A 13,790-nucleotide genomic window follows, 5' to 3' on the forward strand; every position below is an offset into this window, starting at 1 on the left:
TTTCGCACGAATCGACGCGAATCGGCGGAAAAACTCAGGAGCTGATGGCTTGGGTTGGGGGTGGGTCAGATGGAGGAGGGCAGCTCGACCTGGACGGCCTCGCCGCCGGACGGCGTCAGGCCCGGGTAGAGCGGGAACGCCGCGGTCAGCGCGTCGACGCGGGCACGCAGCGCGCGGGTGTCCGCACCCGGACGCAGGGCCAGCGCGATGATGTCGGCCACCTCGGTGAACTCGGTGTCGCCGAAGCCACGGGTCGCGAGCGCCGGCGTGCCGATGCGGAGACCGGAGGTCACCATCGGCGGGCGCGGGTCGAACGGCACGGCGTTGCGGTTCACGGTGATGCCGACCTCGTGCAGCACGTCCTCCGCCTGCTGGCCGTCGAGCTCCGACGTGCGCAGGTCGGCGAGCACGAGGTGCACGTCGGTCCCGCCCGTGAGCACGTCCACACCGGCGGCGCGGGAGTCGTCGGCGGTCAGGCGCTCGGCGAGCAGCTTCGCACCGCGGATGGTCCGCTCCTGGCGGTCCTTGAACTCCTCCGTCGCCGCGAGCTTGAACGCGGTCGCCTTCGCGGCGATCACGTGCATGAGCGGCCCGCCCTGCTGGCCGGGGAAGACGTTCGAGTTGAGCTTCTTGGCGAGCTCGGTGTCGCGGCTCACGATGAAGCCGGAGCGCGGGCCGCCGATGGTCTTGTGGACGGTCGAACTGACCACGTCCGCGTAGGGCACGGGCGAGGGATGCAGCCCAGCGGCCACGAGACCGGCGAAGTGCGCCATGTCCACCCACAGCTTCGCTCCGACCTCGTCGGCGATCTCGCGGAACGCCGAGAAGTCGAGCTGGCGGGGGTAGGCCGACCAGCCGGCGATGATGACCTGCGGCTTGTGCTCGAGCGCCTTGTCGCGCACGACGTTCATGTCGACGAGGAAGGTCTCGGGGTCGACGCCGTACGACACGGCGTTGTAGAGCTTGCCGGAGAAGTTGAGCTTCATCCCGTGGGTGAGGTGGCCGCCGTGGGCGAGCTCCAGGCCCAGGATGGTGTCGCCGGGCGTCGCGATGGCGGAGAGCACGGCGGCGTTCGCGGAGGCACCGGAGTGCGGCTGGACGTTGGCGTACTCGGCGCCGAAGAGGGCCTTCGCCCGGTCGATCGCGAGCTGCTCGGCGATGTCGACGTACTCGCAGCCGCCGTAGTAGCGGCGGCCCGGGTAGCCCTCCGCGTACTTGTTGGTGAGGACGGAGCCGACCGCTTCGAGCACCGCGCGCGGCACGAAGTTCTCGGAGGCGATCATCTCGAGGTAGTCGCGCTGGCGGCCGAGCTCGAGCTGCAGCACCTCCGCGATCTCGGGGTCGACTTCCGCCAGCGGAGCGGTGAACGTCGAGGGGAGGGTATCGGTCATGGCCGGCTCCTTCGTACAGGGATGGACTATTGCGTAGCGACCCAGGCGCGCGGCCGCATCCATCCGTGTTCTCGAGGTTCCGTGTCGCTCCCCGATGGTGACCATCTGAGCGCCAGTCGCGACGGGCCAAGCATAGCAAAGCGGGGACCGGGCGGAACCCTTGCCCATCGCCGAAGGCCCTGCGATACTCGCTGATGGCCGACGCATGCGGGGCGGGCGGAGTCGGTCTCATCCGCTCTGCCCCGACCCGCAAGGGAGCTCACCGTGGTCGTGCCCCGCCCTGTCTCCGCCGAGCCGTCGGAGGGTTCGCCCTTCGTGCTCGCGCCGACCGCCCGCATCAGCGTCGCCGGGCCCGGAGCGGACGCCGTCGCACGGCTCCTCCGCGACGCCCTGGCCGCCGACTGCTCCCGCGACCTGGCGATCGTGGACGAGCCTCCCGCGTTCGGCGACATCGCCGTGGTGATCGCACCGGGCGAGGGTCCGCACGAGGACGGCTCGGACAGCGCGGAGGGCTACACGCTGGAGGTCGCCGCGGAGGGCGTGCGGCTCGGCGCGGCCACCCCAGCCGGCGCGTTCTGGGGTGTGCAGACGGTGCGCCAGCTGGTCCCGGCCGACTGCGCCGGCGACCCGCTGACGATCGAGCCCGTCCGCGTCCATGACCATCCCCGGTACGCGTACCGCGGGGCGATGCTGGATGTGGCGCGCCACTTCTTCACGCCGGCCGAGGTGAAGCGGTTCATCGACGCGATCGTCCTGCTCAAGGTCAACCACCTGCATCTGCACCTGACCGACGACCAGGGCTGGCGCATCCACATCGATTCGTGGCCGGAGCTGACCCGCGTCGGCGGCTCGACCGGCAGCGACGGCAGTCGCGGCGGGTTCTACACGCAGGACGAGTTCCGCGACCTCGTCGCCTACGCGGCCGAACGGCACGTCACCGTGGTCCCGGAGCTGGACATGCCGGGCCACACGAACGCGGCGCTCGCGTCGTATCCCGAGCTGAATCCCGACGGGGTCGCGCGCCCGCTCTACACCGGCTCGGACGTCGGCTTCAGCACGCTGCAGACCGGGGATGCGGTGACGCGCCGCTTCGTGCGCGACGTCGTCCGCGAGGTGGCCGCGCTCACGCCGGGACCTCTGCTGCACCTCGGCGGCGACGAGTGCCTGAGCACATCGCCGGCCGACTTCGTCGCGTTCGTTGAGGAGGCCGCGCGGGTCGTCGCCGAGAACGGCAAGACGCCGGTCGGCTGGCACGAGATGGGCAAGGCGGGCGACCTGCCGGCCGGGACGGTCGGGCAGTACTGGGACTTCACCACACCGCGCGAGCGCTCGGCCGAGTACGCGGTCACCTTCGTCCGCGGCGGCGGCTCCCTCATCCTCTCGCCCTCGGACGCCGCCTACCTCGACATCGTCTATGCGGAGGGCGACCCGATCGGCCAGGACTGGACCGGCAAGCCGACCACTCTGCGCGACGCGTTCGCGTGGGACCCGGCTCGCGTCATCCCGGGCGTCGGGGATGCGCACATCCTGGGCGTGGAGGCCGCGTTGTGGACGGAGACCGTGACCTCCATCGAGGAGGTCGAGGAGATGGTCCTCCCCCGGCTCGCGGCGGTGGCCGAGGTGGGGTGGTCTCGGGCGCCCGCCGACACCGAGCCCGTCGAAGCGGCGCGCGACCTCGACGACTTCACCGAGCGCGTCGCCGGGCTCGCCGAGCACTGGGATGCGGCGGGCACCCGCTACCGCCGCGTGCCCGAGGTGCCGTGGCGACAGGTCACGGGTACCCGATGAACCACAGCAGCACGATTGCCACCGGCTGCAGAGCGATGCACGCGATCAGGGTCGCCTTCCGCGCCTTCCGGTGACGCGTGAGCCCGCGCGCGCCCGCCAGGGGTGCGAGCGGCAGCAGCAGCCGGAAGGTGCTCTGCTGCGGCAGGAACACCGCGAACAGGTACAGCCCGTAGCTGGCCGCGTACGCGACGGTCTCCGTCCCGAGCGCGCGGACGGACGGCCGGGTCACCACCCAGGTGAATCCGGCGACGATCGCGAGCACGATCAGCGCGCCCAGGATGCTGAGGTACTTCCAGCTGAGCAGGAACCACGGCGTCAGCGGGATGAACGCCACCTTGCCGATGAAGCCCGTCCACCAGGAGAGCTCGGTGCTGACGTAGGCGTCGCCGGTGCCCGTCACGGCGGCCGCGATGATCGGCCAGGCGAGGCCGGCCAGCGCCATCAGTCCCCCGGTCACCACCATCGAGAGGCGCTCGCGCGGCAGGAAAGCGTCCGTGCCGCGCCGGGCCCGCATGGTCCGGACGACGAGGACGATGGCGAGCGCGAGCGGCAGGGCCAGCGCCCCGGGCCGGGTGAACGCGGCGGCGACGCCGAAGGGCAGCATCAGCCAGTACCGCCGCTGGATCATGGTCAGCAGAGCCGCGAACATGAGGAAGAAGAACATGCTCTCGGCGTAGGCGATCTGCAACACGAAGGAGAGCGGGCCGAAGCAGAAGAAGGCCGTCGCCCAGAACGCGCTGGAGACTCCCGCCCGCGCCGCGACCAGCCGGAACAGCACCACGCTGGCGGCGGCCCCGAAGACCATCGCGACCGCGAACCCGGCGGGATAGAAGCTCAGCCCGGTGAGGACCATCACGACGCGCACGACCATCGGGAAGAGGGGCAGGAACGCCCACGGGTTCTGCTGCACGGAGCCGTCGCTGTCGCGCGGAAGGCTGGTGGGGTACCCCTGCTCCACGATCTGGCTGTAGTACGCGCCGTCCCACGAGCCCGAGAACGTGAAGAACGTCGGGTTCATCCGCGGGCTCGCGTAGTCCCAGTGCGCGACGTTGGCGGTGACGAACAGCGCGAGCATCAGCAGGGTGGTGAGCAGCCGCGAGACGGCGTACAGCACGAGAACGGCCGCCCACCAGGGCACCTCACGGCCGGCGAAGCGCAGCCGCCGCGGTACCGCCATCGGGCGGCCGGGCAGCTCCGGTCGCCTGGTGCTCGTGGTGCCCGCTGTCATCGTCCCGTCCGTCGCCATCCGATCCCTCTCCGGGATCTGCCCTCTGGGATGGTACCCGCCGGAAACGGTCCTCCGGCAGCCGGTTGACGTGGCCTGAGAGAGTCCTCATACGGCGGGAGGCGACCGCATCGCGCCACACGCGCGGCGCCTCCCGCCGGGTCCGGGTGTGCCCTACTTCACGCTGCCCGCGGTGAGACCGCCGACGAGTCGCTTCTCGATGAGCATGAACAGGATGACCACGGGGATGACGGCGACGACCGACACCGCGAACACGTACTGCCAGGCCGCGTCGTACTGGCCGACGAACTTGGTGAGCGCCACGGAGAGCGGCTGGTTGGCATCCGTCGACAGGATCACGAGGCTCGCCGCGAACTCGTTCCACGACGCGACGAAGGTGTAGATGATCGCCGTGACGATGCCCGGCCAGACGAGCGGAAGCTGGACGCGGAACAGCACGGTCCACTTCCCCGCTCCGTCGAGCTGCGCGGCCTCGTCGACCTCCTTCGGCACGCCCGCGAAGAAGCTGTGCATGATCCAGATCGCGAACGCGAGGTTGAAGGCCGCGTTGACGAGGATCATCGCGAGCCACGTGTCGTTGATCCCGAGCGCGACCATCTCCTTGAAGAGACCCGTCGCGAGCACGGTCGGCTGGAGCATCTGGGTCACGATGACGAGGAACAGGAAGATCCCGCGACCCGGGAACCGGAACCGCGCCGTGTAGTAGGCGGCGGGCACGCACACCAGCAGCACCAGCACCGTCGCGAACACGGAGATCACGATGGTGGAGATGAGGTTGTAAGGCAGCGGTGTCTCCGGCGTCGACCACATCGTGAGGTAGTTCTCGGGATGCCACTGCTCGGGCAGGTAGGTCGGCGGGACCGCGAGGATGTTGTTCCGACTCTTGAATGAGCCGATCAGCATGATCAGGTACGGCGCGATGAAGACCAGGGCGATCACGATGCCGGCGATGGTCTTCCCGGCGACGCGCCAGGAGGATCCGGCGGACCGGGAGCGGCGGCGGCGCGGCGTCGGCGCTCCGGCGAGCGCGACGGGGGCTGGCGCGGTCACGAGACCTCCTTCATCGGCTTGACGACCCAGAGGTAGATGCCGACGACGACGAGCACGATCAGGAAGTTGATCACGCTGAGGGCGCTGGACAGGTCGATGCGCTGCTCGTTCTGGAGCAGCTTGAACACGTAGGTGGTCGTCGTGTCCGCTTTATAGCCGGGGATGGATCCGGTCATCAGCTTCAGGATGGGCAGCGAGTTGAACACGTTGATGATGTTGATCAGCGCGGCCAGGGCGATCGCGCTCCGCAGGTTCGGGAGGGTCACGCTGAAGTACGAGCGGAACGCTCCTGCGCCGTCCATCTTCGCCGCCTCGAGCATGTCGCCGGGGATGCCGGCGAGCCCGGCGAGGATCGTGTAGGTCGTGAACGGCAGCGAGACGAACACCGCGATGCCGATCGACGAGATGAACGCGGGGATCGGCTCCTTGGTGAAGCCGAACGGCTCGGCGAGCAAGTGGATGTCGACCAGGAACTTGTTGATGATCCCGTAGAAGGGGTCGAGGCCGTAGACGAACACGGTCGTGGTCATGACGACGCTGGCCGCCCACGGGACGATGATCGCCATCCGCACCCAGCGCCGGCCGGGGAAGTTCTTGTCGAGGAACTGGGCGAGGGCGAGCGAGATCACGACGGTGATCACGACGACCGAGACCACCCAGACCAGGGAGTTGAGCAGGATGGCGGGGAGCTCCGGCCGCGACAGGACCGTGACGTAGTTCTTCAGGCCGACCGATCCGTGGTCCACACCGGCGATCGAGATCTTCCGGGTGGAGTTGTAGATCATGTAGCCGGCGGGGAACAGCACGACGCCGAAGATCAGGATGAGGGCGGGCAGCGTCCACGGCACGGCGTGCCACAGGTCGGACGCCCCGCCTGTGGGCTTGGGGGACGCCCCGCGGCGGGGACGGCCGGTGGCCGCCCCCGCGCGGGTCGCTTCAGCGGTGCTGGTCATCCGGGTTACTGGCCGTCGGCCTTCGCCTGGATGGACTTCAGCAGGTCTTCGGGCTTCGCGCCCTGACCGAGCTGACCGATCTGGCTCTGGATCGCGCCCTGCGCGGCCGACCAGTTCGGGTTCGTGGACGGGTAGAACTTGGCGTTCGGCAGGAGGTCGAGGAACGGCTTGATGGTCTCGTCGGAGCCCATCGCGTCGGCGCCGGACTTGGTCGTCGGCAGGAAGCCTTCGGCCGTGACCCACTTCGTGTAGACGTCCTTCGAGTAGAAGTAGTCGAGGAACTTCTTGATCGACGCCGTCTTGTCCGTCTTGTTCTTGAACGCCATCAGGTGGTCAGCGACGCCCAGGGTGAACGGCGAGCCGTCCTTGGTGGGGATCGGCGCGATGCCGTACTGGAGCGACGGGTTCTTGTCCTTGATCTGCCCGACTGTCGGCGGCAGGCCGACCTGCATGCCGAGCTGGCCCTGGATGAAGACGTTCAGCAGCGGGGTGCGGTTGGTCGAACCGGGGTTCGCCTGCGTGTAGCCCTGCGTGATGATCTTCTGCATCTCGGTGGCGCCTTCGACGTTCTCCGAGCTGTCGATGGTCAGCTTCTTGGCGTCGCCGTATCCGCCGCCCGCTCCGTAGAACCAGATGGCGGTCTCCGCCTGTGCCTCCTCGCTGCCGAGCGGCATGCCGTACGGCGTGATGCCGGCGGCCTTCAGCTTGGTGGCGGCATCCTCGAATTCGGCCCAGGTCTTCGGCGGGGCCGAGATGCCGGCCTTGGAGAAGTCGTCCTTGTTGTAGAACAGCGCGCGGGCGGAGGCGATGAACGGGAGACCGTACTGCGTTCCGTCGATGCTCGCGTTCTTCTTGAAGGCGTCCTGGAAGTCGTCGAGCGTGGCGGAGGAGACGATGTCCTTGGCCGGGTAGAGCAGGTCGTCGGCCGCGAAGCCGGCGAACGCGTCGATGTTCAGGATGTCGGGCTGCTTCTGCGCCTGGATGCGCGTCTTGATGACGTTGTTGATGTCGGTCCAGGATTCGACGTCGAGGTTGACCTTGATGTCGCTGTTCTTGGCCTCGAAGTCCTTGATGATCTGCTGCCACTCGGTCTTGGTGTTGTCCGAGTAGCTGGCGACCATCAGGTCGAGCGTCTGCGCGCCGCCGGACGAGCCTCCGGACCCGCCGCTGAAGCCGCAGGAGGCGAGCGTCATGGTGGCGACCGCCGCGGTTGCGACCGCCGCTCCCCACCGCAGTGACTTCTTCATTGACTTCCTCACTTCTTGAAGGGAAACGCGAACCGTCACTGCCGATGGAACCTGCGCGACGATGCGTAGCTGTTGATGCTTAGTGATTTGTTTCTGCTCGAAACAAGCACTTGCACTCAATGGATGATCGAAATCATGGCGCGTCCGCTCCCCCGCGTCAAGGACAATGCACAAGATCGTTACACGGCGTTTACAGGATGTGCCGGTGCGCGGTCGCGTCCGACTCGAAACGATTGAACATGATCACTAGACAGAGGCTTCGATCATCAGTGATCATTGTGCGAGACAACCACGCACTCGGCCGCGAGAGGCGCAGAACAGGAGCGATCAGTGACGCACGCACCCACCGCAGGAGCCCACATGGAGGGCGAGCTGCGGTCGCAGCCCGAGACCTGGGCGACCGCGGCCGGCCTGCGTGAGGAGCAGTCGCTGCTCCCCGCGGCCGGCGAGCGCATCGCCGTCGTCGGCTGCGGGACCTCGTGGTTCATGGCGCAGTCGTACGCGGTCCTGCGCGAGAGTGCCGGACACGGCGTCACCGACGCGTTCGCCGCCTCCGAGGCGTTCGTCGACCGCGACTACGACGCGGTCGTCGCCATCACCCGATCCGGGACGACGACCGAGGTGCTGGAACTGCTCGACGGCCTGCGCTCGTCGGGCAACCGGGCGCGCACCGTGGGGATCGTCGGCGACCCGGACACGCCTCTCGTGAGTCTGGTGGATGTCGCCATCCGGCTCCCGTTCGCCGACGAGCAGTCCGTCGTGCAGACCCGGTTCGCGACGACGGCGCTCGCCCTCGTCCGCGCCTCCCTCGGCCACGACCTCGCTCCCGCGATCGACCAGGCAGCCGCGGCGATCGAAGAGGAGCTGGACGACGAGCTCGTCACCGCCGACCAGTACTCGTTCCTCGGCGCGGGATGGACGGTCGGGCTCGCGCACGAGGCCGCCCTCAAGATGCGCGAGGCGTCGCAGTCGTGGACGGAGTCGTATCCCGCCAAGGAGTACCGCCACGGCCCGATCGCCATCGCCGCTCCCGGCCGCGTCACGTGGATGCTGGGCGAGGCTCCCGCAGGGCTCTCCGGCGACCTCGCCGTCACCGGAGCGCGCTTCGAGGACCGCCCGATCGACGGGATGGCCGACCTGGTGCGCGCGCAGCGGGTCGCCCTCGCTCGCGCCCGCCGCGCCGGCCTCGACCCCGACAGCCCCCGCAACCTCACTCGATCGGTCATCCTCCCCTCGTGACCGCTGACACCCGAACCCCGCCACCGGCCGCCGCTCCGCTGGGAGACGGCGCACCGGTGCTGGCCTTCGACGTCGGAGGAACGGACACCAAGGCCGCCCTCGTCGACGACGCCGGCCGCCTGCTGCAGGTGGTGCGCATCCCGACCCCGCATGCCGGGGAGGCGACCGGCGACGCCGTGGTGACCGCGGTCGCCGGTCTCGCCGAGCGCTTCCGGCAGGAGCATCCGGACATCGCGCCGCGCGCGGCCGGGCTGCTGGTGCCCGGCCACGTGGACGACGACGCCGGGATCGGCGTCTTCGCCGAGAACCTGGGCTGGCGCGACTTCCCGTTCCGCGACCGGGCGGAGGCCGCACTCGGCATCCCGGTGGCGTTCAGCCACGACGTGCGCGGGGCCGGAGAGGCCGAGCACCGGCTCGGCGCCGCCGCGCCCTACCGCGACGTGGTCGTCATGGCGATCGGCACCGGCATCGCCGGAGCGATCTTCCTCGACGGCCGCTTGCACACAGGCGGCGGCATGGCGGGCGAGATGGGGCACTCCCGAGTCGCCGACGGCCCGCTCTGCGCCTGCGGCGGCATCGGCTGCCTCGAGGCGGTCGCCTCGGCCGCAGCCATCGCGCGCCGGTACAACGCGCTCACCGGGGCGGACGTCCCGGGTGCGCGGGAGGTGCTCGCGCTGGCGCAGGCCGGAGACGAGGCCGCTCAGAGCGTGTGGGACTCCGCGGTGGATGCGCTGGCGCTCGACCTGTCGCACACCGTCGCGCTGCTGGCGCCCGAGGCCGTGGTGATCGGCGGCGGACTGGCGCAGGCCGGCCCCGCGCTGTTCGAGCCGCTCGCGCAGAAGCTGAACGCCATCCTCACCTTCCACCGGCGGCCGGTGCTGCTGCCCGCGAGCATCGGCGAGAACGCCGGGCTCATCGGCGCGGCCCTGCGGGCGCGCGACCGGCTGGCCGCATCCACCTCGACGTCGATGGCGTCGGCGTCGACCGCATCCGCCGCATCCGCCCCATCCACCGCCGAGGTGGCGTCGTGATCCTCACCGTCACGCCGAACCCGGCCCTCGATCTCACCTACCGCGTGGCCCTGCTGGAGCCGGGCGAGACGCACCGCGCCGCCGCCCCCGCCGTCCGAGCCGGCGGCAAGGGGCTCAACGTCGCACGGGTGCTCACCCAGACCGGGGCCGCTGCCTTCATCCTCACCACCGCCGGCGGTCCCCCCGGACTGCGGCTGGCCGACGACCTCGAGGCGTCGCACCTGCCCTCGGAGCTGGTGCCCGTCGCCGTGCCGACCCGCAGCAGCGTCGCGGTCGTCGACGAGTCCACCGGCGAGACGACCGTGATCAACGAGACGGGTGGCACGCTCAGCGCGGCCGAGTGGACGGCGCTGCACGACGCCGTCGACCGGCTCGTCGTGCCCGCCGCCTGCGTCGTGGGGTCGGGCAGCCTCCCGCCCGACGCCCCGGACGACGTCTACGCCCGCATCGTCGCGGCGGCCGCCACCCGCGGTCTGCCGAGCGTGATCGACGCGGTGGGTACACCGCTCGTGCGCGCGGCCGAAGCCGGCGCCTCCGTGGTGAAACCCAACCGTCGCGAGCTGACGGAGACGACCGGCCACGACGACCCGGTGGACGGCGCGCGCGTGCTTCTCGACGCCGGCGCCGGGCTGGTGCTCGTGTCGCTCGGTGCCGACGGGATGCTCGCCGTGCCGCGCGACGGAGCACCCGTCCACGCGCGGCTCGGGTCGCCCCTGACCGGCAATGCCACCGGCGCCGGGGATGCGGCGGTCGCCGCGGTCGCAAGCCTGCTCGCCGTCGGCGTCACCGACCCGTCGGTGCTCGTCCGCCGCGCCACCGCCTGGTCTGCCGCCGCCGTGCTCGCGCCGCTCGCCGGCGAGCTCGCCCCGGAATTCCGGGAGTTCGAGGGGCGCATCGAGACCGGCTGAACCGGCCGATCCATCCCATCCCATTCACCCCTCGCCGCTCGATCCCTCACCCATCCACCCTCGCCCGGAGCCGCCGCCATGCCCCTCGTCCCCACTGCCGACCTGCTGCACGCGGCTGTCGGCCGCCACACGGGGCTCGCCGCGTTCAACATCATCCAGCTGGAGACCGCCGAGGCCCTCGTCGACGCGGCCGAGCAGACCGGGCTCCCGGTCATCCTGCAGATCTCGCAGAACTGCGTCGCCTACCACGGCTCGCTCGACCCCATCGCGTCGGCGACCCTCGCCCTCGCCCGCGCGTCGACGGCGCATGTCGCCGTGCACCTCGACCACGCCGAGGACGAGCAGCTCGCGCGGCAGGCGGTCGAACTGGGCTTCGGCTCGGTCATGTTCGACGGAGCGACGCTCGACTACGACAGCAACGTCGCCGCCACCGTGCGCGTCGTCGAGCACGCCCACGCCAACGACGTGCTGGTGGAGGCGGAACTGGGCGAGATCGGCGGGAAGGACGGCGCGCACGCTCCGGCCGTCCGGACCGACCCCGACGAGGCCCGCCGCTTCGTCGAGGAGACCGGCGTCGACGCCCTCGCCGTCGCCGTCGGCAGCTCCCACGCAATGACCGAGCGGACCGCCTCGCTCGACCTCGATCTCATCGCCCGGCTGCGACACGCCGTGCCGGTTCCTCTGGTCCTGCACGGCTCCAGCGGTGTGGCGGATGAGACGATCGAGGCGGCGATCCGCGCAGGGATCACCAAGGTCAACGTCTCCACCCACCTCAACCGGTTCTTCACGGACGCGATCCGGGCGTACCTCAGCGCGCATCCCGATGTGGTGGACCCGCGGAAATACGTGCGGGAGGGACGCGCCGCGGTGACCAGGGAGGCGGCACGCCTGATGACCCTGTTCGATGTGGCAGGCGGAACGGAGAGTGCACAGCGATGAACAGAGCCGAACGGCTGAACGCCGTGCTCGACCTGCTGGCCGAGGCAGGCCAGATCGAGGTCGACGACATCGTGGCCAAGCTGGATGTGTCGGCGGCCACCGCACGCCGCGACCTCGACGCCCTGGCGTCGCAGCAGCTGCTCACCCGCACCCGCGGCGGAGCGATCGGCCAGTCGGTCGCCTACGACCTGCCCATCCGGTACAAGCGCGAGCAGCACGCGCCCGAGAAGCTGAGGATCGCGCAGGCGGCGAGCGCTCTCGTGCCGCGCGGCGCCGTGGTCGGCCTGTGCGGCGGGACGACCAGCACCGCCGTCGCGACCGTGCTCGGGTCGCGCCCCGACCTCATGGAGCCCTCGCCGCATCCCAGTCTCACCGTCGTCACCAACGCCATCAACATCGCCGCTCAGCTGGTGATGCGGCCGCAGATCAAGACCGTGATGACCGGCGGTGTGGTGCACGCGCGCTCGTACGAGCTCGTCGGGCCGTACAGCGACGTCGTGCTGGAGAAGATCACGATGGACATCGCGTTCATCGGCGTCAACGGCATCGACCCGGTGGTCGGCGCGACTGTGCACGACGAGGGCGAGGCGAGCGTCAACTCGCTGATGGCGCGCCGGGCGACCCGCGCCGTCGTGGTGGCCGACTCGTCCAAGATCGGCCGCAAGGCGTTCGCGACCCTCGGCGGTCCGAAGGTGTTGACGACCCTAATCACCGACGAGGGCATCACCGCCGAGCAGCGTGCCGCGTTCGTCGAGCAGGGCATCGAGGTGATCGTCGCGTGAGCGACGGCTATCTCATCCACTCGGCGCGGCTGGTGGACGGCGGCACGGTCGTCGAGGACGGCTGGGTGCGGTTCGACGGCGACATGATCGCCGCGGTCGGCAGCGGCGCGACGTGGCGCGACGAGCCTGGTGTGGTGGATGCGGCCGGCACAGATCGCGTGTCCGTGACCGATGCGGGCGGTGCGTGGCTCACGCCCGGCTTCGTCGACATCCACGTCCACGGCGGCGGGGGCGCCAGCTTCGACGACGGGCCGTCCGCGATCGCCCAGGCGCTGGAGCTGCACCGGCGGCACGGCACCACCCGCTCGGTGCTGTCACTCGTCACGGCACCGGTGCCGGAGCTCGCCCGCCGGGTGCGGGAAGTGGCCACGCTCACGGCGGCCGACCCGCGCATCCTCGGGTCGCACCTGGAGGGGCCGTTCTTGGACGTCGGGCACAAAGGCGCCCACGACCCGGCGCTGCTGCGCTCGGCGACGGCTGCCGATATCGAGCTGCTCGTGGATGCCGCGGCCGGCACCCTGCGCCAGGTCACCATCGCGCCGGAACTCCCCGGCGGCATGGACGCCGTGCGCGCCTTCTCCGCCGCCGGCGCGGCCGTGGCGGTCGGCCACACCGCCGCCGATTACGACCAGGCGCTGGCCGCTTTCGACGCGGGCGCGAGCATCCTCACGCACGCGTTCAACGCCATGCCCGGACTGCACCACCGCGCGCCGGGACCGGTCGCCGCAGCCGCCCGCACCCCGGGGGTGACGCTCGAGATCGTCAACGACGGCGTGCACGTCCACCCGGAGATGGTCCGGGTCGCCTTCGCCGCCGCCCCTGGCCGGATGGCGCTGGTGACGGACGCGATGGCCGCCGCCGGGTCCGCCGACGGCGACTACGTGCTCGGGTCGCTCGACGTCGAGGTGCGCGACGGGGTCGCCCGGCTCGCCGGCGGCGGGTCGATCGCCGGTTCGACGCTCACCCTCGACGACGCGCTGCGGCGCGCGGTGCTCGAGGTCGGCATCCCGGTCGCCGACGCGGTGCGCGCGCTCACCGAGACGCCGGCCGCAGCCGTCGGCCGTGGCCACGACCTCGGCCGTCTGGCCCCGGGCTACGCGGCCGACGCCGTACTGCTGGACGCCGACTTCCGCGTCCGCCGGGTGTGGGCGGCGGGCGCTCCCGTCGCCTGATCCAGGGGTCGCAACACGCCGTTACGGGCGGCCCAGAACGGCGT

12 protein-coding genes are annotated in these 13,790 nt (G+C 70.6%); 7 read left to right on the plus strand and 5 right to left on the minus strand.

Annotated features, from left to right (window positions below; genetic code table 11):
- Window positions 1-65: 65 nt before the first annotated feature.
- Window positions 66-1,391, minus strand: a complete 1,326-nt coding sequence (gene glyA, locus J2Y42_RS16890) for a serine hydroxymethyltransferase (protein ID WP_309860808.1) — start codon at window positions 1,389-1,391, stop codon at window positions 66-68.
- Between the two features lie 264 nt (window positions 1,392-1,655).
- Here glyA and J2Y42_RS16895 point away from each other — a divergent pair, with 264 nt between their 5' ends.
- Window positions 1,656-3,179 (plus strand): beta-N-acetylhexosaminidase, encoded by a 1,524-nt coding sequence (locus J2Y42_RS16895; RefSeq protein ID WP_309860811.1) that lies wholly within the window; start codon window positions 1,656-1,658, stop codon window positions 3,177-3,179.
- Here the strand turns inward: J2Y42_RS16895 and J2Y42_RS16900 are convergent.
- The 4 genes from J2Y42_RS16900 to J2Y42_RS16915 all read right to left on the minus strand — a co-directional run bounded on the left by J2Y42_RS16900 (window position 3,163) and on the right by J2Y42_RS16915 (window position 7,675).
- Window positions 3,163-4,425 (minus strand): hypothetical protein, encoded by a 1,263-nt coding sequence (locus J2Y42_RS16900; RefSeq protein ID WP_309860814.1) that lies wholly within the window; start codon window positions 4,423-4,425, stop codon window positions 3,163-3,165. The two genes, J2Y42_RS16895 and J2Y42_RS16900, sit on opposite strands and share 17 nt — an antisense overlap.
- Window positions 4,426-4,578: 153 nt before the next feature.
- Window positions 4,579-5,475, minus strand: coding sequence for a carbohydrate ABC transporter permease (locus tag J2Y42_RS16905; protein ID WP_309860816.1), 897 nt, complete (start codon window positions 5,473-5,475; stop codon window positions 4,579-4,581).
- Window positions 5,472-6,428 (minus strand): sugar ABC transporter permease, encoded by a 957-nt coding sequence (locus J2Y42_RS16910; RefSeq protein ID WP_309860819.1) that lies wholly within the window; start codon window positions 6,426-6,428, stop codon window positions 5,472-5,474. Before J2Y42_RS16910 ends, J2Y42_RS16905 begins: the two co-directional genes overlap by 4 nt.
- Before the next feature lie 5 nt (window positions 6,429-6,433).
- Window positions 6,434-7,675, minus strand: a complete 1,242-nt coding sequence (locus J2Y42_RS16915) for an extracellular solute-binding protein (RefSeq protein WP_309860822.1) — start codon at window positions 7,673-7,675, stop codon at window positions 6,434-6,436.
- 360 nt (window positions 7,676-8,035) lie between these two features.
- Here J2Y42_RS16915 and J2Y42_RS16920 point away from each other — a divergent pair, with 360 nt between their 5' ends.
- The 6 genes from J2Y42_RS16920 to nagA all read left to right on the plus strand — a co-directional run bounded on the left by J2Y42_RS16920 (window position 8,036) and on the right by nagA (window position 13,746).
- Complete coding sequence (locus J2Y42_RS16920) at window positions 8,036-8,914, plus strand: SIS domain-containing protein (RefSeq protein WP_309861058.1); 879 nt, start codon at window positions 8,036-8,038, stop codon at window positions 8,912-8,914.
- Window positions 8,911-9,945: an ROK family protein gene (locus J2Y42_RS16925; protein WP_309860825.1), complete on the plus strand. Its 1,035-nt coding sequence runs from the start codon at window positions 8,911-8,913 to the stop codon at window positions 9,943-9,945. The genes J2Y42_RS16920 and J2Y42_RS16925 overlap by 4 nt, the downstream gene beginning before the upstream one ends.
- Window positions 9,942-10,853, plus strand: coding sequence for a 1-phosphofructokinase family hexose kinase (locus J2Y42_RS16930; protein ID WP_309860828.1), 912 nt, complete (start codon window positions 9,942-9,944; stop codon window positions 10,851-10,853). Before J2Y42_RS16925 ends, J2Y42_RS16930 begins: the two co-directional genes overlap by 4 nt.
- Before the next feature lie 78 nt (window positions 10,854-10,931).
- Window positions 10,932-11,792, plus strand: coding sequence for a class II fructose-bisphosphate aldolase (locus J2Y42_RS16935; RefSeq protein WP_309860831.1), 861 nt, complete (start codon window positions 10,932-10,934; stop codon window positions 11,790-11,792).
- Complete coding sequence (locus J2Y42_RS16940; RefSeq protein WP_018191859.1) at window positions 11,789-12,574, plus strand: DeoR/GlpR family DNA-binding transcription regulator; 786 nt, start codon at window positions 11,789-11,791, stop codon at window positions 12,572-12,574. Before J2Y42_RS16935 ends, J2Y42_RS16940 begins: the two co-directional genes overlap by 4 nt.
- Window positions 12,571-13,746 carry an N-acetylglucosamine-6-phosphate deacetylase gene (gene nagA, locus J2Y42_RS16945; RefSeq protein WP_309860834.1) on the plus strand — a complete coding sequence of 392 codons (1,176 nt, stop codon included), beginning with the start codon at window positions 12,571-12,573 and terminating at the stop codon, window positions 13,744-13,746. The genes J2Y42_RS16940 and nagA overlap by 4 nt, the downstream gene beginning before the upstream one ends.
- Window positions 13,747-13,790 lie beyond the last annotated feature (44 nt).

The organism is Leifsonia sp. 1010 (genome assembly GCF_031455295.1).
Taxonomy (GTDB): domain Bacteria; phylum Actinomycetota; class Actinomycetes; order Actinomycetales; family Microbacteriaceae; genus Leifsonia.